20 protein-coding genes are annotated in these 20,684 nt (G+C 67.8%); 13 read left to right on the top strand and 7 right to left on the bottom strand.

The window, feature by feature from the left end; all coding sequences use genetic code 11:
- Nucleotides 1-18: 18 nt before the first annotated feature.
- Together ACFXNW_RS25485 and ACFXNW_RS25480 are read left to right on the top strand one after the other, a co-directional pair.
- Nucleotides 19-1,707 (top strand): hypothetical protein, encoded by a 1,689-nt coding sequence (locus ACFXNW_RS25485; protein ID WP_379420311.1) that lies wholly within the window; start codon nt 19-21, stop codon nt 1,705-1,707.
- A 46-nt stretch (nt 1,708-1,753) separates the two neighbouring features.
- On the top strand, nt 1,754-2,155 hold the full coding sequence (locus tag ACFXNW_RS25480; protein WP_379420310.1) for a hypothetical protein: 402 nt from the start codon (nt 1,754-1,756) through the stop codon (nt 2,153-2,155).
- Nucleotides 2,156-2,290: 135 nt separating this feature from the next.
- Here the strand turns inward: ACFXNW_RS25480 and ACFXNW_RS25475 are convergent, their stop codons facing one another.
- Nucleotides 2,291-3,154 (bottom strand): dienelactone hydrolase family protein, encoded by an 864-nt coding sequence (locus ACFXNW_RS25475; RefSeq protein WP_379420309.1) that lies wholly within the window; start codon nt 3,152-3,154, stop codon nt 2,291-2,293.
- Nucleotides 3,155-3,190: 36 nt separating this feature from the next.
- Between ACFXNW_RS25475 and glmS the strand changes: the two genes are divergently transcribed.
- Nucleotides 3,191-5,074: a glutamine--fructose-6-phosphate transaminase (isomerizing) gene (gene glmS, locus ACFXNW_RS25470; RefSeq protein WP_379420308.1), complete on the top strand. Its 1,884-nt coding sequence runs from the start codon at nt 3,191-3,193 to the stop codon at nt 5,072-5,074.
- Between the two features lie 223 nt (nt 5,075-5,297).
- Here the strand turns inward: glmS and ACFXNW_RS25465 are convergent, their stop codons facing one another.
- A complete protein-coding gene (locus tag ACFXNW_RS25465; RefSeq protein ID WP_379420307.1) occupies nt 5,298-6,512 on the bottom strand; it encodes an MFS transporter in 1,215 nt (404 codons plus the stop codon).
- 135 nt (nt 6,513-6,647) lie between these two features.
- Between ACFXNW_RS25465 and ACFXNW_RS25460 the strand changes: the two genes are divergently transcribed.
- A complete protein-coding gene (locus ACFXNW_RS25460) occupies nt 6,648-7,130 on the top strand; it encodes a MarR family winged helix-turn-helix transcriptional regulator (RefSeq protein ID WP_379420306.1) in 483 nt (160 codons plus the stop codon).
- Between the two features lie 3 nt (nt 7,131-7,133).
- Here the strand turns inward: ACFXNW_RS25460 and ACFXNW_RS25455 are convergent, their stop codons facing one another.
- Nucleotides 7,134-7,562 carry a plastocyanin/azurin family copper-binding protein gene (locus ACFXNW_RS25455; protein ID WP_379420305.1) on the bottom strand — a complete coding sequence of 143 codons (429 nt, stop codon included), beginning with the start codon at nt 7,560-7,562 and terminating at the stop codon, nt 7,134-7,136.
- 60 nt (nt 7,563-7,622) lie between these two features.
- Between ACFXNW_RS25455 and ACFXNW_RS25450 the strand changes: the two genes are divergently transcribed.
- The 7 genes from ACFXNW_RS25450 (at nt 7,623) to tsaD (ending at nt 14,665) form a co-directional block, all read left to right on the top strand.
- A complete protein-coding gene (locus ACFXNW_RS25450) occupies nt 7,623-9,059 on the top strand; it encodes an NAD(P)H-hydrate dehydratase (protein WP_379420304.1) in 1,437 nt (478 codons plus the stop codon).
- Between the two features lie 366 nt (nt 9,060-9,425).
- Complete coding sequence (gene alr / locus ACFXNW_RS25445; RefSeq protein WP_379420303.1) at nt 9,426-10,610, top strand: alanine racemase; 1,185 nt, start codon at nt 9,426-9,428, stop codon at nt 10,608-10,610.
- Nucleotides 10,607-11,689, top strand: coding sequence for an alpha/beta fold hydrolase (locus tag ACFXNW_RS25440; protein WP_379420302.1), 1,083 nt, complete (start codon nt 10,607-10,609; stop codon nt 11,687-11,689). Before alr ends, ACFXNW_RS25440 begins: the two co-directional genes overlap by 4 nt.
- The gene (gene tsaE / locus ACFXNW_RS25435; protein ID WP_379420301.1) at nt 11,682-12,158 is read left to right on the top strand and encodes a tRNA (adenosine(37)-N6)-threonylcarbamoyltransferase complex ATPase subunit type 1 TsaE; all 477 of its coding nucleotides are present in this window, start codon (nt 11,682-11,684) and stop codon (nt 12,156-12,158) included. The genes ACFXNW_RS25440 and tsaE overlap by 8 nt, the downstream gene beginning before the upstream one ends.
- Before the next feature lie 226 nt (nt 12,159-12,384).
- Nucleotides 12,385-13,107, top strand: coding sequence for a tRNA (adenosine(37)-N6)-threonylcarbamoyltransferase complex dimerization subunit type 1 TsaB (tsaB, locus tag ACFXNW_RS25430; RefSeq protein WP_379420300.1), 723 nt, complete (start codon nt 12,385-12,387; stop codon nt 13,105-13,107).
- Nucleotides 13,108-13,130: 23 nt separating this feature from the next.
- Nucleotides 13,131-13,625 (top strand): ribosomal protein S18-alanine N-acetyltransferase, encoded by a 495-nt coding sequence (rimI, locus tag ACFXNW_RS25425; RefSeq protein WP_379420384.1) that lies wholly within the window; start codon nt 13,131-13,133, stop codon nt 13,623-13,625.
- Nucleotides 13,622-14,665, top strand: coding sequence for a tRNA (adenosine(37)-N6)-threonylcarbamoyltransferase complex transferase subunit TsaD (tsaD, locus tag ACFXNW_RS25420; RefSeq protein WP_379420299.1), 1,044 nt, complete (start codon nt 13,622-13,624; stop codon nt 14,663-14,665). The genes rimI and tsaD overlap by 4 nt, the downstream gene beginning before the upstream one ends.
- A gap of 81 nt (nt 14,666-14,746) precedes the next feature.
- Here the strand turns inward: tsaD and ACFXNW_RS25415 are convergent, their stop codons facing one another.
- Nucleotides 14,747-16,336 carry an Hsp70 family protein gene (locus ACFXNW_RS25415; protein WP_379420298.1) on the bottom strand — a complete coding sequence of 530 codons (1,590 nt, stop codon included), beginning with the start codon at nt 16,334-16,336 and terminating at the stop codon, nt 14,747-14,749.
- A gap of 603 nt (nt 16,337-16,939) precedes the next feature.
- Between ACFXNW_RS25415 and groES the strand changes: the two genes are divergently transcribed.
- Nucleotides 16,940-17,242 (top strand): co-chaperone GroES, encoded by a 303-nt coding sequence (groES, locus tag ACFXNW_RS25410; RefSeq protein ID WP_163827378.1) that lies wholly within the window; start codon nt 16,940-16,942, stop codon nt 17,240-17,242.
- Nucleotides 17,243-17,345: 103 nt separating this feature from the next.
- Nucleotides 17,346-18,956 (top strand): chaperonin GroEL, encoded by a 1,611-nt coding sequence (gene groL / locus ACFXNW_RS25405; RefSeq protein ID WP_379420297.1) that lies wholly within the window; start codon nt 17,346-17,348, stop codon nt 18,954-18,956.
- A gap of 132 nt (nt 18,957-19,088) precedes the next feature.
- Here the strand turns inward: groL and ACFXNW_RS25400 are convergent, their stop codons facing one another.
- From ACFXNW_RS25400 to ACFXNW_RS25390, 3 genes are all read right to left on the bottom strand, one after another.
- On the bottom strand, nt 19,089-19,340 hold the full coding sequence (locus ACFXNW_RS25400) for a hypothetical protein (RefSeq protein WP_379420296.1): 252 nt from the start codon (nt 19,338-19,340) through the stop codon (nt 19,089-19,091).
- Nucleotide 19,341: 1 nt separating this feature from the next.
- A complete protein-coding gene (locus tag ACFXNW_RS25395; RefSeq protein WP_379420383.1) occupies nt 19,342-19,917 on the bottom strand; it encodes a sigma-70 family RNA polymerase sigma factor in 576 nt (191 codons plus the stop codon).
- Between the two features lie 356 nt (nt 19,918-20,273).
- Nucleotides 20,274-20,567: a WhiB family transcriptional regulator gene (locus tag ACFXNW_RS25390; RefSeq protein WP_379420295.1), complete on the bottom strand. Its 294-nt coding sequence runs from the start codon at nt 20,565-20,567 to the stop codon at nt 20,274-20,276.
- Between the last annotated feature and the right edge of the window lie 117 nt (nt 20,568-20,684).

Below are 20,684 nucleotides of genomic sequence, written 5' to 3'. Positions count from 1 at the left end.
GGTGAATACTCTGCTGGTATGCCCACAAGCGGTGGCGTTTCCGAGATTTTGGACTGGGGCGCTGCGGGGCTGCGATACTTTGAGAAGTTCGGTCCGTTGTATGAAAAGGCGGTTTCCGGCGACGCGCCCGCGGGGATCCTCAGCTACAACAAGCTTTGCCAACGTTACGACGAGCAGCGCGAGCTCGATGATGACAAGATTCAGAATGCTGCCGACGGACTGAAACAAGCCATCGACGGAGCGAAAGAACAGCACGGCGTACAAAAGGGCTATGCGCAGACCATGCCGACCATATGGCAGGGCGAATCTGCGACGAAGGCGACCGGGATGTTCGGCACGCAGCTGTCTATGGCTGAGAAGGATATCGCGACGGCTGAAAAGGTGTGGACTGAGCTCAACAAAGCGCCTGAAGCTTTGCGTACTGTCGTGAAGGCAAAAGCGGACTTAGTTTTCAAATTTCTCGACAACGGTTATGTAAGAATGGGTGGCAAAACGGTCGATGATGTCGAGGCGATCGTTGCAGGGCGCGACATCGGCGCAACTAATGAGTGGTCGAGCGACACGCTGCTGAGTAAAATTGAAAGGATATTCCCCGAGCTCAGTTCGGGAGTGGGCGGGAGCGTCAACAAGTATCTTTCGACGGGCGGTGGCACGGGTCTCTTGATTCAGGGTACTCCGTATGCCGACAAAATTGAGGCTCGTTGCCATCACTGGGTCGACAATGTGCTGAAGGTTGAATACCCGCAGAAAATGTCGGTTTTCACCGGGGCATGCGACACCGCGAATAATGGCATCGAGGTTATTTATGACGGAATAATTGCGCCATTCGCCGATCTAACCGAGGAGCCCTACCCGTGCCCGGAGGGTCCGCAGACTCCGAGCACGCCAAGCCAGCCGAGCACACCGAGTACGCCAAGCACGCCGAGTACGCCGAGTACGCCGAGTACGCCCTCGACTCCTAGCACGCCGAGTACGCCGTCGACTGAGGAGGAAGAAGACGACGACGACTCGGCGACCGACTCATTAGTGAGCGGTTTGGCGGCGTTGGCCGATGTGGCGACCGAGCTTTCACCGTTGATCACCACGGTTGCTTCTGCGGTCGGGGATGGCCTGACTTCGTTGGCGGGTGCGATCACCGACGGTGTCGACGGCGCAATACAGCAACTGCAAGCGAACGCTTCGGGCTTGGTGGACGCCGACGGAGACGGTGTGCCCGATAACGACAAGGATGGCGATGGGAAGCCGGACGAGGATGGGGGCCTCGACCTTGCCGGGAAGCAGGTGAAACTCGAGATGGGTCCGGATGGACAGCTGAAGATGGTTGTCACGGAGCCGGATGGAACGACCATGGACTACAAGGTCGAACTCAATGAGCAGGGGCTGCCGGTGGTCGTCGGTGAAGGAGGCAAGACTGGCGAGGAGAAGCCGGAGGGGGAACAAGGCGAGAACTCGGACCAGAACCAGGGGCAGTCCGGAGGCGGCTCGATGCCGCGCGGTGTGCCCGGTGGCAAGCGAGAAGAGGATGGCGAGCACAAGTCGCAGAACTATCCGACGCCTGAGGTCGAGGGCGGCGTCGATCCGGGTTTCGTGCCCGAGCCGGTTCCCATCCCCGAACCTGTGCCGCCGGCCCAGCCCGTGCCGCCGCAGCCGGTTCCGCCGCAGCCATTCGACACCGGTGCCGAACTGTCCGAAGCGGGCCCGCTATGAGGCACTTTTCGTGAGTGAGAACCGATAGCCGAGGAGGACCAGAATCGTGAGCTACGAGACCGACATAGACAGCATCGTCGAGGAAACTCGTCGCCGTTGCGCGATGCTGATCGACGAATTGGACGACATCGATCGGCGCACTGCACAAAAGAGCCGCGAACTGGACGAACAGGCGGCTATCGACATGCGCCAGTTCTGGGAGGAACAGGCCGAGGAGTACGAAAAGGCTCAGGCGGAGGCTGACAAGGATCGCGAAGCGGCGGAGGCCGAGGCCGAGAAGGAAAGGCTCGCCGCCGAAGAACGGGAACGCGTCGAGGCTGAGGCTCGTGAGCAGCGGGACGCTATCGCTCGGTCTATGGCGGCGCGGCAGTCCAAGGATGTGGTTGTGCCGATCGACGAGGACGACGAGGAATCGCAGTACTACCAGCGGAAGAGTTGGTTGGTCTAGTCAGCGTGGCGGGTCCTGTCGGACAACGTGATAACGAGTGGCACATCAGCGAGGCGAAACCCGAGAGGTGCCGCGATGGTGTGCCACTCGCCGTTGTCGGTTGCGGCAGTCGCTGGTTGACGTGACGGCCAGGCGCTACTTCCGCAGAAGAGCAACCAACTGCCCCAACTTCGCCGGGCTCGGCTTGTCGACGGGCGCCTCGTCGGCGCTGGGGTCGATGAGGTGGGTGTGGGGGATGGACGCCTCGGGGTCGGCGAAGGGGGCGTAGGTTTTGTCGCCCTGGACCGTCGCGAGCAGGTAGCCGGTGAGCAGGGCTCGGGTGGTTCGGGTGGTTTTGTGTTCGTGTTTGCCTGCGCCGAGTAGGGCTATCAGGCGGCGGCCTTCGGCCAGGCCGTCGGCGGAGGCCTTGTCGATCGTGCGCAGGAGCATCGGGCCGCCCCAGGCTGCGGCCAACGGGATGGCGTTGGAGTTGGTGGAGCGGAGGTCGGTGGCGCCGGCGAGGATGAGGGCCGGGGTGTCGATGTCGGCGGCGATCGATTCGGCGGCGGGGGCGGTCGGCGCCGGGAAGAGAGCGGCTACGGCGGCGACGCGGCGTTGGGCGGCGGCGATGACGGCTGCTCCCGCGCCCATGCCGTGGCCGGCCACAACAAGCCGGTCCGGGTGGACGCTGATGTCGCCGTCGCCGAGGCGTACTCCGGCGCAGATGTCGAGGGTGGTGAGCAGGTCGGTGGCCAGGCCCAGGTGGGAGGGGATGGGGCCGCGTTCGGTGTCGGGGGCGGCGGCTACGAAACCCCAGGACGCGAGGTGTTCGAGCAGGGTCCGGTAGTTGTCGGAGCCGGTCATCCAGCCGTGGCCGAAGGCGATCGCGGGTAGATTGCGGCCGGATTCGGGGGTGTACACGACGCCGGGCTGGCCCGCGATAGCCAGGTTGCCGCGCAGCACCCGATGCGGGCCGCGGCTGGTCAGGGTGCTCAGGAGGGATTTCACAGACGCCGACACGACGTGAACGTTATCCGATAAGTACTCTGGTGAGCCATGTGCGGAATCGTGGGGTACGTCGGGTACCGGGATGCTCTCGGCGTCGTCGTCGACGCGTTGCGCCGCATGGAATATCGCGGATACGACTCTGCCGGGGTCGCGATCCTCGACGGCGCGGGCGCGATCGCGGTGGAACGCAAGGCCGGGCGCCTCGCGAATCTGGAGGCTGAGCTGGGCGAAGCCGGTGCAGATCAGTTCGCGGGCAGCACCGGTATGGGGCACACTCGCTGGGCCACGCACGGAGCGCCGACCGACCGCAACGCGCACCCGCATCGGGACGGAGCGGGTGCCGTCGCTGTGGTGCACAACGGGATCATCGAGAATTTCGCGCCGCTGCGTCGCGAGCTCGAGGAGGCCGGAGTCGAGCTGCGCAGCGACACCGACACCGAGGTCGCGGTGCATCTGGTGGCTCGCGCTTACGCCGAAGGGCCGACGGCGGGCGACTTCGAGGCGAGTGCGCTGGCTGTGCTGCGCCGGCTCGAGGGTGCGTTCACGCTGGTCTTCACCCATGCCGAGCATCCGGACAAGATCATTGCCGCGCGTCGCTCCACCCCGCTGGTAGTGGGTGTGGGCAAGGGCGAGATGTTCATCGCCTCGGATGTGACGGCCTTCATCGAGCACACCCGCGAGGCCGTGGAGCTCGGCCAGGACCAGGCTGTGGTGATCACCGCCGACAGCTACCGGGTCACCGACTTCTCCGGCGACGACGCGGGCTCGCGCACTCGGCCGTTCACCATCGACTGGGATCTGGCCGCCGCCGAAAAGGGCGGACACGATTACTTCATGCTCAAGGAGATCGAGGAGCAGCCCGCCGCGGTCGCCGAAACCCTGATGGGGCATTTCGACACCAGCCACGGTGGTTCGGGGCGGATCGTGCTCGATGAGCAGCGCCTCGCCGATCAGGAACTGCGTGACGTCGACAAGGTGTTCGTCGTCGCCTGCGGCAGCGCCTACCACTCGGGCTTGCTGGCCAAGTACGCGATCGAGCATTGGACCAGGCTGCCCGTCGAGGTGGAGCTGGCCAGCGAATTCCGCTACCGCGACCCGGTGCTGGACCGCTCCACGCTGGTGGTGGCGGTCTCGCAGTCCGGCGAAACCGCCGATACGCTGGAGGCGGTGCGCCACGCCAAGGAGCAGAAGGCGCGCGTGCTGGCGATCTGCAATACCAATGGCGCCCAGATTCCTCGCGAATCCGATGCGGTGCTCTACACCAGGGCCGGACCGGAGATCGGTGTCGCCTCGACCAAGGCGTTCCTGGCTCAGGTGACCGCCAACTACCTGGTCGGGCTGGCGCTGGCGCAGGCGCGCGGCACCAAGTACCCCGACGAGGTGGCGCGCGAGTTCGCCGAGCTGGAGGCCATGCCGAAGCTGGTCTCGCGGGTGCTCGAGGTGGCGCCGCAGGTGCGGGCGATCGCACGTGAGCTGGCGCAGGTGCCGACGGTGCTGTTCCTGGGTCGCCACGTCGGCTACCCGGTGGCGCTCGAAGGTGCGCTCAAGCTCAAGGAGCTGGCGTACATGCATGCCGAGGGTTTCGCTGCGGGTGAGCTCAAGCACGGACCGATCGCCCTGATCGAGGACGGGCTGCCGGTGATCGTGGTGATGCCGTCGCCGAAGGGGCGCGCGGTACTGCATTCGAAGCTGCTGAGCAATATCCGCGAGATCCAGGCGCGTGGCGCGCGCACGATCGTCATCGCGGAGGAGGGCGACGATACGGTGCGCCCGTTCGCCGACGACCTCATCGAGATTCCGTCCGCGCCGACCCTGTTCCAGCCGCTGCTGTCGACGATCCCGTTGCAGATCTTCGCCGCCGAGGTGGCGCAGGCGCGCGGTTACGACGTGGACAAGCCTCGCAACCTGGCGAAATCGGTCACGGTCGAATAGGTACCTGAAACGACCAACATCGACCTGGCCGAAATCGGCCAGGTCGATGCGGTCCCGATCCGTATCACGTAGCGCCGAGCCGCCCCACCGAGGGCGTCGAGTGGCACATGGCTGCGGCATCGCGCGAGTAGGCCCCTCGCTGAGGTGCCACTCGGCCGGGGGCTGGTGCCGACGGCGGCGTGCGGTCGATCGCGGTTCGATGACCTGGTCGGCTGGTTCGGCGCTACCGAACCTGTGCCATGACGTCATCGTCGACGGCCGTGACCTGGGCGCTGTGCTCCTGCTTCGCCGAGACTTCACGGCGTTCCAGCGTTGCCGACAGCACTGCCAGTCCAAGCGCACTCACGGCGAGCAGCGCCCCCACCCAGTTGGGTGCGGTGTAGCCGAGACCGGCGGAGATGACGAGCCCGCCGAGCCACGCCGCCAGCGCGTTGCCGAGGTTGAACGCGCCGATATTGATCGCCGAAGCCAAGGTCGGCGCGCCCGCTGCCTGATCGAGCACTCGCTTCTGCAAGGGCGGGACGGTGGCGAATCCGAGTGCCCCGATCAGCACGACGGTGATTGCCGCAAGAGGCTTGCTGTGCGCGGTGACGGTGAACAGCGCGAGGACCGCGGCGAGCAGGCCGAGCGCGACGTAGAGCATCGGCATCAGATGGCGGTCGGCGTAGCGGCCACCGATCAGGTTGCCCGCGAACATGCCCAGTCCGAACAGCACGAGCAGCCAGGTGACCGAGCTTTCGGAATATCCGGTGACCTCGGTCATCATCGGCGCGAGATAGGTGATGGCCGCGAACACGCCACCGAAGCCGAGGACCGTCATCGCCATGGCGAGCAGCACCTGCGGATTGGCCAGCGCGGAGAATTCCGTCCGCAGCCTGGCCTCACGCGGTGCGGGCTGCTCGGGGACAAGCGCGGCGACACCGATCATCCCGATCACGCCGATCACCGCAACCAGCGCGAAGGTGAGTCGCCAGCCGAACTGCTGTCCGAGCAGCGTGCCGAGCGGTACGCCGACGACGGTCGCGGCGGTGAGGCCGGTGAACATGATGGCAATCGCGCCGGCCTTACGTTCCGCGGCGACCAGGCTGCCCGCGACGACCGCGCCGATGCCGAAGAACGCGCCGTGCGCCAGCGAGGCCACGATCCGCCCGGTCAGCATGAGGGCGAAGCTCGGAGCCAGCGCCGACAGTAGATTTCCGGCGATCAGTAGCAGCAATGACCCGAGCAGCATGCGTTTGCGAGACACACGGGTACCGAGCCCGGTCATGACCGGCGCGCCTGCGACGACGCCGAGCGCGTATCCGGTGACCAGCAGGCCGGCAGTGGGGATGGACACCGCGTAATCGGCAGCGATGTCGGGCAGCAGTCCGACGACGATGAATTCGGTCGTCCCGATGGCGAACGCCCCGAGGGTGAGGGCGAGCAGTGCGAGCGGCATGGGATGAGCCTCCACTTGATGTTGCGTATGAGCTTTACAGGCGTTGACAATAATTGCACATGCATTTAATTGCAAGCGCGGGCTATTTCGGAAGTCATCTATCCTGTGGAGGAGAGTTCCGAGGGAAGGACCACCATGACCGCCGATGCCGCCCTCACCGGCCTCGCCGATGGCTGGTACGCGCTATCGCTGCTGCACGCTCGGATCGAGGCGCATATCGAACGCGCCTTGCAGACCGGCCACGATCTGAGCGTGCGCGAATACTCCCTGCTGGTGGTGCTGTCTCGGCAGCACGACGGACCGGGCGGGCACCTGCGGATGAACCAGGTCGCCGAGGCGGTCGTGTTGAGTCAGAGTGCGACGACGCGCCTGGTCTCGCGGCTGGAGGATCGGGGACTGCTGCAGCGCTACCTGTGCCCCGATGACCGCCGCGGCATCTACACCGATGTCACGCCGAAGGGGCTCGAGTTGCTCGAGCGGGCGCGCCCCACCCATGACGCAGCCCTGACGAGCGCACTACAACAGGCCGCCGCGAATCCAGAGCTGGCGCCGCTGGTCTCGGCGGTCGAGGCGTTGAACGCGGGAAGCCCGCGTACCCGCGAATATCGTCCCGTCTGAGGACTATTCGACGGTGATCGTGCCGCGCATCTCCGGATGGATCGGGCACAGGTACCGGAAGGATCCGGCGCTGGTGAAGGTGTAGCTCCACTCGCCCTCGGTGAACAGCGGGCTGTTGATGCCCATCGCCTTGTCGCCGATGCCCTGCACGCCGTGCACCACGTCGTCCTCGAACTTCCATGTGACGGTGTCGCCAACGGAGATGGTGAGATCGGCGGGGGAGAAGGTCATATCGTCGACGGTGACGGTGAAGGTCTGCGCCTGCCCGTTGTCGGTGGCCGGGGCAGCCGGGGCAGAGGTAGCGGCCGAGGTCGCGCTGGTGGCGGGCTCGGAGGGACTCTCGTCGTCGGAACCGCATCCGGACAGTAGCGCCGCGGCCAGGACGAACCCGGCGGCGATGACGGAGGTGGCGTGACGACGGGGCATGGCCATGAAGGTCAAGCGTAGTCTGCTGACGTCACGGCCCGAACAACCAGTGGAGGTGCGTGTCCGATGTCGTCACAGCGTGGCTATTTCACCGTCGATGCGGTCCGGGCGGCCGAGGCGGAACTGTTCACCAGGGTCGCTGATGGTGTGCCGATGCGACGCGCGGCCTACGGATTGGCGACCGTCGTCGCCGGGGAATTGCGTGCCCGCACCGGGGGCGTGGCCGGGCGGTCGGTGACATTGCTCGTCGGGTCGGGTGACAACGGCGGTGACGCGTTGTGGGCCGGCTATTTCCTGCGACGACGTGGGGTCGCGGTCGACGCGGTGCTGTTGAATCCGGATCGGGCTCATGTGGAAGGCCTTGCTGCGCTGCGGAAAGCCGGAGGCAGAGTGCGGCCCGAGGTCGGTGATCCCGACCTGGTGATCGATGGGATCGTCGGGATCTCCGGGCGCGGTTCGTTGCGGGCGGCCGCGGCGGAGATCGTGTCGAGGATCGAGGCGCCGATCGTCGCGGCCGATCTGCCGAGTGGGGTCGATCCCGATACCGGTGCGGTGCACGGTCCGGCGGTGCGTGCACAGGTGACCGTCAGTTTCGGCGCGCACAAACCGGTGCATGCGCTGGCTGCCGCGTGGTGTGGGCGAATCGAGTTGGTGCCCATCGGGTTACGGCTCCCGTCACCAGATCTTGCCGCGCTCGAACCCTCCGCGATCGGCGCGCGGTGGCCGGTGCCCGGTGCCGCCGACGATAAGTACAGCCAGGGCGTCACCGGGATCTGCGCGGGCAGCGCGGCCTATCCGGGCGCCGCGGTGCTGTGTACCGGAGCGGCGGTCGCGGCGACATCCGGCATGGTCCGCTACGCGGGCACCGGGGCGGAGGATGTGCTCGCGGCGTACCCCGAGGTCGTCGCCGCCCGCAATATCGCCTCGACCGGCCGCGTCCAATCCTGGGTGTTCGGCCCCGGCGCGGGCACCGATGACGGCGCATGGGCCCGCCTCGCGCAGATCCTGTCGACCGACCTGCCCGTGGTCGTCGACGCCGACGGCCTGACTCTGCTCGCCGACCATGCCGCCATGGTGCGCGAGCGCACCGCGCCGACGGTGCTGACCCCGCATGCCGGTGAGTTCTCCCGTCTCACCGGGGAACCGCTCGGCGACGATCGAGTGGCTGCGGTCCGCGAGCTGGCCGAGTCGTGGGGAGTCACAGTGCTGCTCAAAGGGCGCGCGACCTTGATCGCCGAACCTGGACGTCCGGTCCTTGTGAACGAGGCGGGCGGCTCATGGGCGTCGACCGCCGGTGCCGGTGACGTCCTGTCCGGCGTGATCGGCGCCCTGCTCGCCGCGGGGCGGGACCCGGCCTGGTCCGCCGCTGCCGCCGCCCGCGTCCATGCCCTCGCTGCCAACCTCGCCGCCGCCGAGGGCCCGGCCGCTGCCCCGATCTCCGCGACCCCGCTGCTGCACCATCTCAGGCCGGCGATCCGCACCCTGCGCGCGCTGGCAGATTGAATGGGTCAGGCGGCCTGCTCTCTGCCGCCGAGGATCCAGCTGCCGCGCCGATCTCCGCATTATTCCCGCAATCTTCGCCCGGGGATTCGGGCCATGCGCGTCGCGGTCGGTGGTGGAATCGCCGGTGCTGATCGTCGGTGTCGGGTGCTCGGCACCGCGGGAGTGGCCGGAGCGACCTGGAGAAGGGCTCGGGCGGTGTGCTCTCTGCCGGCTGATATCACCCTCGCGAAGTGGTCTCGGTCCTGTGCTTGCCGCGGTCGGAGCCGTAGGTCGAAACAAGTGATCGCCCCGGGCGCCGCAACATGCACGGCGTCGCCGCTCGGAGCGCTGTGTTGTAGCTTCAAGTTAATCGGACCGTCGCCGCGAATGACAGGTGGTCGCTCACCGTCGGAGACCCCCGTGGTGGCAGGATCGGGAATCGTGAATGCGCAAGTGGAGACGGTCGTCGATCTGGATGCCATCGCTCATAACGTGCGGATCCTGCGTGAGCACGCCGGCGACGCGGCGGTGATGACGGTGGTGAAGGCCGACGGCTACAACCATGGCGCGGTCGAGGTCGGGCGGGCTGCGCTGGCGGCGGGAGCGGCCGAACTCGGCGTCACCACGATCACCGAGGCGGTGCAGCTACGGGAGGCGGGGATCACCGCCCCGATCCTGTGCTGGCTCAACAACTCCGGTGCCGACTACGGTGCGGGCATCGCCGCCGATATCGAGATCGGCGTCTCCTCGATGTCGCAGTTGCGGGCTGTCGAGGCGGCGGCGCGGCAGTTGGGGCGCACCGCGACGCTGACGCTCAAGGTCGATACCGGACTCAACCGCAACGGTGTCTCTGTCACCGAATATCGCGACGTACTCACCGCGCTGCGCCCCCTCGTCGACGAGCAGGTGCTGCGATTGCGCGCGATCTTCTCCCACCTGGCCCACGCCGACGAACCACATCACCCCACCATCGACGTCCAGCGCGACCGTTTCGTCGACGCCATCGCCACCGCCAAGGAATACGGCCTGGTGCCGGAGGTGACGCACCTGGCCAATTCGGCTGCCACCCTGACCCGCCCGGATCTGGCCTTCGACATGGTGCGGCCCGGCATCGCGATGTACGGGCTGTCGCCGGTCCCCGAACTCGGCGATTTCGGCCTCCGCCCGGCGATGACCTTCCAAGCCGAGGTCTCGCTGATCAAACACGTCGCCGCCGGTGAGGGCGTCTCCTACGGGCACGAATGGATCGCACCGCACGACACCACCGTCGCACTCATCCCGGCCGGATACGCCGACGGCGTCGCGCGCCGACTCGGCGGACGCTGCCAGGTGTGGGTGCGAGGCGCACGCCGCCCTAGCATCGGGCGAGTGTGCATGGACCAGATGGTCATCGACCTCGGCGACAACCTCGACGGCGTCGCCGAGGGTGACACCGCGATCCTGTTCGGCACCGGAGAATCCGGCGAACCGCACGCCCAGGACTGGGCCGACCTCCTCGACACCATCCACTACGAGGTGGTGTGTTCACCCCGGGGCCGCGTGGTGCGCCGCTTCCGAGGCGGTCCGCGGTGAGCCGCAGGCGGGTGACCATCCTGCGCGGTGGGATGGCGACGGCGGGCCTGGTCGGAGCATTGGCGGGCGTGCACGCGCTGCGCCGCGCTGGAGCGCGCGTGCTCGTGCCGGTGAGCCGGGACCCCTACCGTGGCGAAGACTTCTCCCTCATCGATGCCGACACGGCCGACGAGGTCAGCGCCGAGGACGGCGTGCTGCTCGCCACCAGGGAATGCGGTCCCGTCGACGCGCCGGTCACCGTCGTCTTCGTGCACGGTTTCTGCAACACCATGGAGTCGTTCCACTTCCAGCGCCGCCACCTCGAACAACGCTGGGGCCCGCAGGTGCGGATGGTGCTGTTCGATCTGCGCGGACACGGGCGCTCGGGAGTCCCGGAGACCGAGACCTGCACCGTCGGCCAACTCGGTCGCGACCTGGCGCACGTCATCGAGGCGAAGGCGCCCGACGGACCGCTGGTGCTGGTCGGGCATTCGCTCGGCGGGATGGCGATCCTGGCCGCCGCCGCCCAGTTCCCCGACCTGTTCGCGCAGCGGGTGGCGGGCGTGGCGCTGCTGTCGACGGCGGCGGCCGAGGTGGCCGGCGCCGGTATCGGGCAGCTGTTGCGCAATCCGGCGCTGGACGGGTTCCGGATGGCGGTGCACACCGCGCCCGCGCTGGTGCAGACCGGGCGGGTGACCGCCAAACACGTGATCACGCCGATCCTGCACGTCAGCTCGTTCCATGGACCGGTGAGCCCGACGCTGTCGCGGTTCGCCACGCTGATGATCGACCGCACTCCCGTCGAGACGATCGTCAAGTTCCTGAAGGCGATCGAACTGCACGACGAATCGGCCGCGCTGCCGGTGCTGGCCGATATCCCGGTGCTGATCATGGGCGGTAAACACGACCTGGTCATTCCGTTCCGCAATTCGCGCGCACTGGCCCGCGAACTGCCCGGCGCCGAACTCGTCGAACTGCCGGATGCCGCGCACATGCCCCAACTGCAATTCCCCGACCTGATCGACACCGCCCTCGACCAGCTGCTGCTGCGCGCGGGCGTCGTCACCGAGACCGGCACACCGGAGGTGAGCGGTGACTGAACCACACCGGCGAGTCCTGCCCACCGTGGACGACACCGAGGCGCTCGGCCGCGAGCTGGCCGCAGACCTGACCGCGGGCGATCTCGTGGTGCTCGACGGTCCGCTCGGCGCGGGCAAGACCGCACTCACCCGAGGCATCGCCGCCGGGCTCGGGGTGCAGGGCCGAGTCAGCTCGCCGACCTTCATCATCGCCCGCAGACATCGGGCAGGCGAACGCGATGACGCGGCGCCGGTGGCCCTGGTGCACGTCGACGCCTATCGCCTCGGCGGCGGGCTGGACGAACTCGACGCCCTCGATCTGGACACCGATCTGCATGACGCGGTGGTCGTCGTCGAATGGGGCGGTGGTGTCGTGGAACACCTCTCCGACCGTCATCTGCGGGTGCGGCTGGCCCGCGATCCGGAATCGGAAGTGCGCACCGCGACCTGGGAATGGGTTGAGCGCCAGGCCGATCCCGCCGCGGGCTAGGGGCACCCCGCCCACGCTTCGGACAGGCGCGCCCCCTCGGCACGCCGTGCCCGGCTGCGCGGTGGGGCGTACCTGCGCCACACGCGGCCCGACTCCGAGGCGCCCGCCACGGCCCGGCAACGCTGTGACGTGGGCAACCTCGACGGGGACGGGCACATACGCATCCCGGCCGCGACCCTCATGGCTGCGCGGCGCGTGGGGACCAACCGGTATCGTTGGGCCAATCATGCTTGTACTTGCTGTCGACACCGCGACGCCCGCCGTTACAGCGGGATTGGTGGAACTGGAGCAGTCCGCGGCCGGTGCCGAGGCACCGGCCGACGTGCGCACCATCGCAGTCAGGGTGCGGGTCGACGCCCGCGCCCACGCCGAGGTGCTCACCCCGCAGATCCTCGAATGCCTCACCGAGGCAGGTCGTTCCAGGACCGATATCGCGGCCGTCGTTGTCGGTCTCGGGCCGGGTCCATTCACCGGATTGCGCGTCGGAATGGCGACGGCGGCGGCGTTCGGCGACGCGCTCGGCATCCCGGTGTATGGCGTATGCAGCCTGGATGCGATCGCCGCCGACGGCGCGCGCGATCTGGCCCCCGGCGCGGAGCTGCTGGTGGTCACCGACGCCCGTCGCCGCGAGGTGTACTCCGCGCGCTACCGCGAGGACCTGCCGTGGGCGATGGGCGGCATCGGGCGCCGCGTCGCGGGCCCGGATGTCGGCAAACCCGGCGAGCTGGATACCGAGCAGGCGACGGTGATCGCGGGCTCCGCGTCCCACGTCGATCTGTTCGATCTGCCGGTTCTTCCGGTGGAGACCCCGTCACCGGCCGGCTTGGTGCGCGTGGCCGCACCCGCCGTGCTGGCGCGCGCGGTGCCCGAACCGCTGGTCCCGTTGTATCTGCGCAGGCCGGACGCGGTCGAGAAGAGCTACCGCACCCTCGATCGGACGGGAGCGTAAGCGTGGGCATCCGCATCGAACTGATGACCGTCGGGGATATCGACCGCTGCGTGGAGCTCGAGCAGTTGCTGTTTCCCGAGGACGATCCGTGGCATGCGATCTCGTTCCGGTCGGAGCTGGCGGCACGGCACAACCGCTACATCACCGCACGCGACGACGACGGCCGCATGGTCGGCTACGCCGGAATCGCGCTGCTCGGTGACGCCGAACACCCCGAGGCCGAGGTGCACACCATCGGCGTCGACCCGCAATGTCATCGTGGTGGGGTCGGCACCAAACTGCTCGAGGCGCTGCTCGCCGAGGCCGGACGACGCGGCGGGCCGGTGTTCCTCGAGGTCCGTACAGATAACGCCGCGGCCATCGCGCTCTACGCCAAGCACGGCTTCCACATCATCGGGCTGCGCAAGAACTACTACCACCCCAGCGGTGCCGACGCGTACACGATGCGCAGGCCCGCGCTGTCGTCGATGACCACCGAGTGGGGCGACGCGAACCGACCGGACGAGGTGCTGTCGTGATCGTCATGGGTATCGAGAGCTCCTGCGACGAAACCGGTGTCGGCATCGTCCGGCGCAACCCGGACGGCAGTTGTGAGCTGCTGGCCGACGAGGTCGCCTCCAGCGTGGATCAGCACGCCCGGTTCGGTGGTGTTGTGCCCGAGATCGCCTCACGCGCGCATCTGGAGGCGATCGTGCCCGCGATGCGGCGCGCGTTGTCCACGGCGGGCATCGTCGCGCCGGACGCACTCGCGGTCACCATCGGTCCCGGCCTCGCCGGTGCGCTGCTGGTCGGTGTCGCCGCCGCCAAGGCGTACGCGGCAGCGTGGGACGTGCCGTTCTACGCGCTCAACCATCTCGGCGGGCACGTCGCGGTGGACACCCTCGAACACGGTCCGATGCCGCCGTGTGTCGCGCTGCTGGTCTCGGGTGGGCACACGCATCTGCTGCACGTCACGGATCTGGCCGAGCCGATCGTCGAGTTGGGCAGCACCGTCGACGACGCGGCGGGCGAGGCCTTCGACAAGGTCGCCCGGTTGCTCGGCCTCGGATTCCCGGGCGGTCCCGCACTCGATGCGGCCGCAGCTGCCGGTGACCCGAAGGCGATCGCGTTCCCGCGCGGTATGACCGGCCCGCGTGACCCGCGCTACGACTTCTCCTTCTCCGGCCTGAAGACCGCGGTGGCCCGCTATGTCGAGGCCGCGCAGCGTGACGGGGTGGCCGCCGCGGATCTGCCGATCCCGGATATCGCCGCCTCGTTCCAGGAAGCCGTCGCCGATGTGCTCACCATGAAGGCGGTGCGTGCCGCGCAGGACGTCGGTGTCGGCACGCTGGTGCTCGGCGGTGGCGCGACGGCCAATTCCCGGATCCGCTCACTGGCCGAAGAGCGTTGCGCGGCGGCCGGTCTGGAGCTGCGGGTGCCGAAGCCTCGGCTGTGCACCGACAACGGCGTGATGATCGCGGCGTTGGGCGCCCATGTGATCGCGGGTGGCGCGCAGCCCTCGCCGTTGACCGTGGCGACCGATCCGGGCCTACCGGTCTCGGTCAGCCAGATTTCCTGAGCGGCGCGGACGTTGCGTCCGTCGACGCCATCGGTTCATATCGGACGAGCTGACACCGACGTGGTTGCAGGGCGCCGTGTTTCAGTCCGTCGGAGCCATCGGCCGGCCATCGGAGGACCCGGTGCCGACTCGTGGCACCGGAATACGACCGTCTGCGGGCGCCTGAGCGGGTGAACTGCTCGGCCGCGAAGAACTCGGCGCCGCACCCGGTGTCGGTGTGCCACTGGTGGTCGGTTCCGAATCCGTGTCGCCCTGCCGGTTGTTGTCCGGAGCTGCTCCCGAACCCGACGGTGGGGTGGTGGTCGGCGGGAACAGCGGGCCGAGCAGTTCCGGCAGCTCCGGGAACGGGATCGGCGGCAGGTTCGGGTCCGGGCGCAGCGTCGGCTGCGACGGCGAGGCGTGCGGAGTGGTCGGCGTGACGCCGGTGGTGTCGGGCACCTCATCGGGGCTGCTCGGCGCGACGGTGGTGCCGGTGGGCCGGATCGGCGGAGCCTCGCGCACGCCGCCGGTGGTGGCGCTGCCGGGAACCGCAGGCGGGTAGGCCGTCATCGGTGGCGGCAGCTGAGTGCTGCTGGTGGTGCCCGCGGGGGAGACCTCCTCACCGGAGGTTGGGGCGAGCGCTTTCACCCCGTAGCCGATGACCAGCCCGACGACGACGATCGCGCCGGCCAGCGTGCCGACGACCTTGGTGAACGTGCCCACCGGCGCGTCCGAACCGCGCGCGGCGACGGGGCCCGCGGCGGGCTGGGCCTCATCGGCGACCAGGGCCGCGCCCTTGGCGATGACCGCGTCCGGGTCCGGCATGGTGAGCACCGGGACGTCGAGTTCGTGCTGCAGTGTGTCGACCACGGCGGGAACATTGGCGCCGCCGCCGATCACCGCGACCGCCTCCGGACGCTCGGGCGCGCGCCCGAAGGTCACCGCGGTGAACGCGGCCAGTTCGCGCAGCTGATCGGCGATCAGTTCTTCGAAGTCGGTGCGGGTCAGCTTGAGTGGGCGCCCGGCGACATGGTCGATGGTGACCGCGGGCGCGATGGACAGGTGTTCCTTGGCCGCGCGGCCGCGGTTGGTGAGCATGCTCCGATTGGGCCGGGTGCCCCGGCGGGCGTAGTGGGCGTCGACCAGATGGTGGTAGATGAGTTCGTCGATCGCGTTGCCGCTGACGGTGGTGGTGCGAGCCGAATGCAGGATGGTGCCGTCGGCCTGAGTGGCGACGGTGACGGTGACCCCGGAAGCGCCGACATCGACCAGCGCGACGGTGCGATACCGGTCGACGAGACCGGTGTGGCGCAGGTAGGCGAGGGCGGCGGTGGCTTCGGGGACCAGCTGGAGCTCGTGCTGCTTGCCGGTGGCCGATCGAATGGCCTGGGCCTGAGCCTTGCTGCGGTAGGCGACGGCGACGGCGGTGGGTGGACGGCTGAGGGCCGCGTCGAGGTTGTAGGCATGCGTGCCCGCGTACCGAGCCCCTGCCGCGCCCGTATCGTGCGGATGGGTGGCAGGTAGCTGGGTGGTCATCAGTTCGATCGATGACGCGACGAGATCGCCGAGATCGGAGTGGGCCTCCGCCGACACGACGCGGTAGTCGAAGCTCTGGGCCCCGTTGGTCGCGGTGGCGACGAGCGCCGAGCACACCACCTCGTTCCCGGCCGAGATACCGAGGGATGTTCGCATGTTCACCTCCCTTCGAGCGGATGGTCCTGGTATCGGGCGACCATCTCGAATGGACTCCCGGAACGCCGTGTGGGTCACGATCGAACCGGGTTCGCTATCCGGACCGTTTCGTTGCCTGGTAGGCGCGGAGACGGCCGTGGATCAGGTGTTGCTGTGGCTCTGTGCAGCTGTCCGGATCGTTCGTGACGACCTGTCGTTCGGCAGGACGCCGGTTCGTGATGAACACGGCGGCCGCTGAGCGACCGTCGTCAATACTGTCACAATCCGTTATCCGAACGTTACAGATTTTGTGAAGTAATAGGAAGCCCTCGGAGCTGGGGGCGCGCCGAATGTATAGATCGGCCCTGCGCTGCGGCGATCGTTGTTCCCTCGATCCGGCTCGACGCCGGGAGGTTGGCACCTCCCGCCCTTGAGCGCTGGCACTCGCGTGTATAGAGTGCTAGTGGCGCTGTGTGATGTGTGTCAGTGCCGAGTTCGACTACTGAGCAGGTCCCGGCACCCGCGACGACGGGGCTGTGCGCAGGGTCGGCATTGTGACCGAACCGATGGTCAGGGACAACAGTCCCGGACGACCGTAAATCCCCTGAAAGTGGAGGGCTCAACGTGGCGAGCGTGAACATCAAGCCGCTCGAGGACAAGATCCTCGTCCAGGCCAACGAGGCCGAGACGACGACGGCCTCCGGCCTGGTCATCCCGGACACGGCGAAGGAAAAGCCGCAGGAGGGCACCGTTGTCGCCGTCGGCCCCGGCCGGTGGGACGAGGATGGCGACAAGCGCATCCCGCTCGATGTCCAGGAGGGCGACACCGTCATCTACAGCAAGTACGGCGGCACCGAGATCAAGTACCAGGGTGAGGAATACCTGATCCTGTCCGCGCGCGACGTGCTGGCTGTCGTCAGCAAGTAAGTCATCGCTGCGCATGCGTTCCGCCCCGGTGTCGAGTTCTGGCCCGGGGCGGAGTGCGTTCCGCGCACTGTGACAGCGCACCGAAACACAGGAGCGAACACATATGGCAAAGCAGATCGAGTTCGACGAGAAGGCTCGCCGGGCTCTCGAGCGCGGCGTCGACAAGCTCGCCGACGCGGTCAAGGTCACCCTCGGCCCGCGCGGCAGGCACGTCGTGCTGGCCAAGGCATTCGGCGGCCCGACCGTGACCAACGACGGTGTCACCATCGCGCGCGAGATCGATCTCGAGGACCCGTTCGAGAACCTCGGCGCCCAGCTGGTCAAGAGCGTCGCCACCAAGACCAACGACGTCGCAGGCGATGGCACCACCACCGCCACCGTGCTGGCGCAGGCCCTGGTGCGCGGCGGACTCAAGAACATCGCCGCGGGCGCCAACCCGATCGGTCTCGGCTCGGGCATCGCCAAGGCCGCCGACGCGGTCTCCGAAGCCCTGCTGGCCCTGTCCACCCCGGTCTCCGGAGAGCAGGCCATCGCGCAGGTCGCGACCGTCTCCTCGCGTGATGAGGAGATCGGCGAGATGGTCGGCAAGGCGCTGACCACCGTCGGCAAGGACGGCGTTGTCACCGTCGAGGAGTCCTCGACGCTGCAGACCGAGCTCGTGGTCACCGAGGGCGTCCAGTTCGACAAGGGCTACCTCTCGCCCTACTTCGTCACCGACACCGACACTCAGCAGGCAGCGTTCGAGGACGCCTACATCCTGCTGCACCGCGAGAAGATCAGCTCGCTGCCCGATTTCCTCCCGCTGCTGGAGAAGATCGCCGAGTCCGGCAAGCCGGTGCTGATCATCGCCGAGGACGTCGAGGGCGAGGCGCTGTCCACCCTGGTGGTCAACGCGATCCGCAAGACGATCAAGGCCGTTGCGGTCAAGGCGCCGTTCTTCGGTGACCGCCGCAAGGCGTTCCTCGACGACCTCGCCGTCGTCACCGCGGGCACCGTGATCAACCCCGACCTCGGCATCAACCTGCGTGAGGCCGGCCTCGAGGTGCTCGGCAGCGCGCGTCGCGTCGTCGTCACCAAGGACGACACCACGATCATCGACGGTGCGGGCACCGCCGAGGACATCGCGGCCCGCGGCGCCCAGCTGCGTCGCGAGATCGAGGCGACCGATTCCGATTGGGATCGGGAGAAGCTCGAGGAGCGGCTGGCCAAGCTGGCCGGTGGCGTCGCGGTGATCAAGGTCGGCGCGGCCACCGAGACCGCCCTCAAGGAGCGCAAGTACCGGGTCGAGGACGCGGTCAGCGCGGCCAAGGCAGCGGTCGAGGAAGGCATCGTGCCCGGCGGCGGTACCGCGCTGGTGCAGGCAGGCACCAAGCTCGTCGAACTGCGCGACTCGCTCTCGGGCGACGAGGCGGTCGGTGTCGAGGTCGTGCGGCAGGCCCTGCGGGCGCCGCTGTTCTGGATCGCCACCAACGCGGGCGTCGATGGCTCGGTCGTGGTCAGCAAGGTCACCGAGGGCAAGGAGGGCTTCAACGCCGCCACCCTCAGCTATGGCGATCTGCTCACCGACGGTGTCGTCGATCCGGTGAAGGTGACCCGTTCCGCGGTGATCAACGCCGCATCGGTGGCGCGGATGGTGCTCACCACCGAGAGTGCCATCGTGGACAAGCCGGCCTCGGACGAGGGCGACCATCACGGACACGGCCACAGTCACTGATCGATTGATCGGCGGCCATCGGGCCAGGTGATCGAGCGGACCGTTCATGTTCCCCGCGGACGTGAACGGTCCGTTCGTCTTTCGGCCGTCAGGGCCGGAACGCGGGAAATCTCGGGAGAATCCGGGGAGAAGTCAGGAGGCGACCGGCGGCTGCTCCGCGGAGATCGCGGTGAGCAGCCGCCCGCGCAGCGCCGTCGGCGGCTGGAGAGCCGTCGCGACGGCGAGCATTGCGAGAGCTTCCCTGGTCGAATGCACTTCGGTGATGAACTCGGCACGCCGAGCAGGGTCTTCACTGTCGAGCAGTTCTTGTACCGCTTGATGGTCTTCGTCGTCGATCGATCCGAGCGCGACGGTGTGCGCGAGATCGATCTGGCGTTCGTTCATCTCACGTCACCCCCAAACTTTTCTTCAGTCGTGTCAGGCCGTCCCGAATTCGGGACTTAACGGTCGGTAACCCTACGCCGAGATGGCTGGCCACCTCTGCGTAGGTTCGCCCACCGTAGTAAGCGAGCGAGATGGCTTCCCGCTGTGTTTCGGTCAGTGTGCCGAGGCTGTCCAGTACCGCTTGCTGTTCGAACTTTCGCTCGACTTCTTCGGTGACCTCGTCGAATTCGTTGCCGAGAACCCGTATCCCGTAGGCGACTTCGCGTTGGGTATGGGCCTGTTCGGCGCGCACCCGGTCGACGGCGCGGCGATGTGCCAACGTCATCAGCCAGGTGGCGGCCGAACCCTTGTCGGGATCGAAACTCGCCGCCGTTCGCCAGACCTGGAGATAGACCTCTTGTGCGGTCTCCTCCGCATAGCCCGGGTCGTGCAGGACGCGCAACACCAGGCCGTAGACGCGCGCACACGTTCGGTCGTATAGCTCGGCGAAGGCTTCCTGGTCGGACTGGCCACACCTGTGTAAAAGCGCGGCGAGTTCGATGCTTTCCGCTGCGCGTGCCGAGACCGCAGATTCCACACTGAGTGGAAAGGCTTCTCCACTGAACGAGTCGCCCTCTGCGGCCGGCGGCCGCGTTGTCACAACGCTCCATTCTGTGTCATCGGTCACTACCGTAGCGTGCCGCTATCGGGCTCGCCCGGCAGGGGCCTGTGAAACAGCGTGCGTTCGACGCCGACAGGCACACCCGGTGGTGACCGGGGGCCTGACGGGCGTTGTCGTGCGTGCGAGCCGAACGACTGTGTGCCAGTGCGCGGCTCGAACCCATGGTGCTGGTCGGCAGTTGTTGCTAGGGATTCGGCGCCCTGCGTGGTGCGGATGGGAAGGGATTCACAATGGCCCGCTGACTCGGGCGCGTCATCGTGACCAGCGGCTTCTCAGACCGCCACACGACGGCGGTTACGCCGGGCGTGGGTCTCGCGCTCGGTTTCGGACAGGCCGCCCCAGATGCCGTAGGGCTCGCTGACTTTGAGCGCGTGGCTGCGGCACTGCATCAGCACCGGGCAACTGTGGCAGATCTCCTTGGCGCGCATCTCGCGCGCGGTACGGGCACGGCCGCGTTCGCCGTCGGGATGGAAGAACACCGCGGAGTCCACGCCGCGGCAGGATCCGCGCATCTGCCAATCCCAGACATCGGCGTTCGGTCCGGGAAGGTGGGTGGGCATGGGCATGTATGAACTCCTCGTGGTGCGAGCTCGTCGGCGTTGTCGAGCAGGTGATCTGCAACGGTCACTCGGCGCGGATGGTCGTCCGGCCGAGCACATTCGGCCACGGTGCGGCGTATGTCG

The sequence above is a fragment of the Nocardia sp. NPDC059180 genome (assembly GCF_042754945.1).
Classification (GTDB): domain Bacteria; phylum Actinomycetota; class Actinomycetes; order Mycobacteriales; family Mycobacteriaceae; genus Nocardia.
Note: the sequence above shows the minus strand (reverse complement) of the source record. Positions and strands in the feature narration are given on the sequence as shown.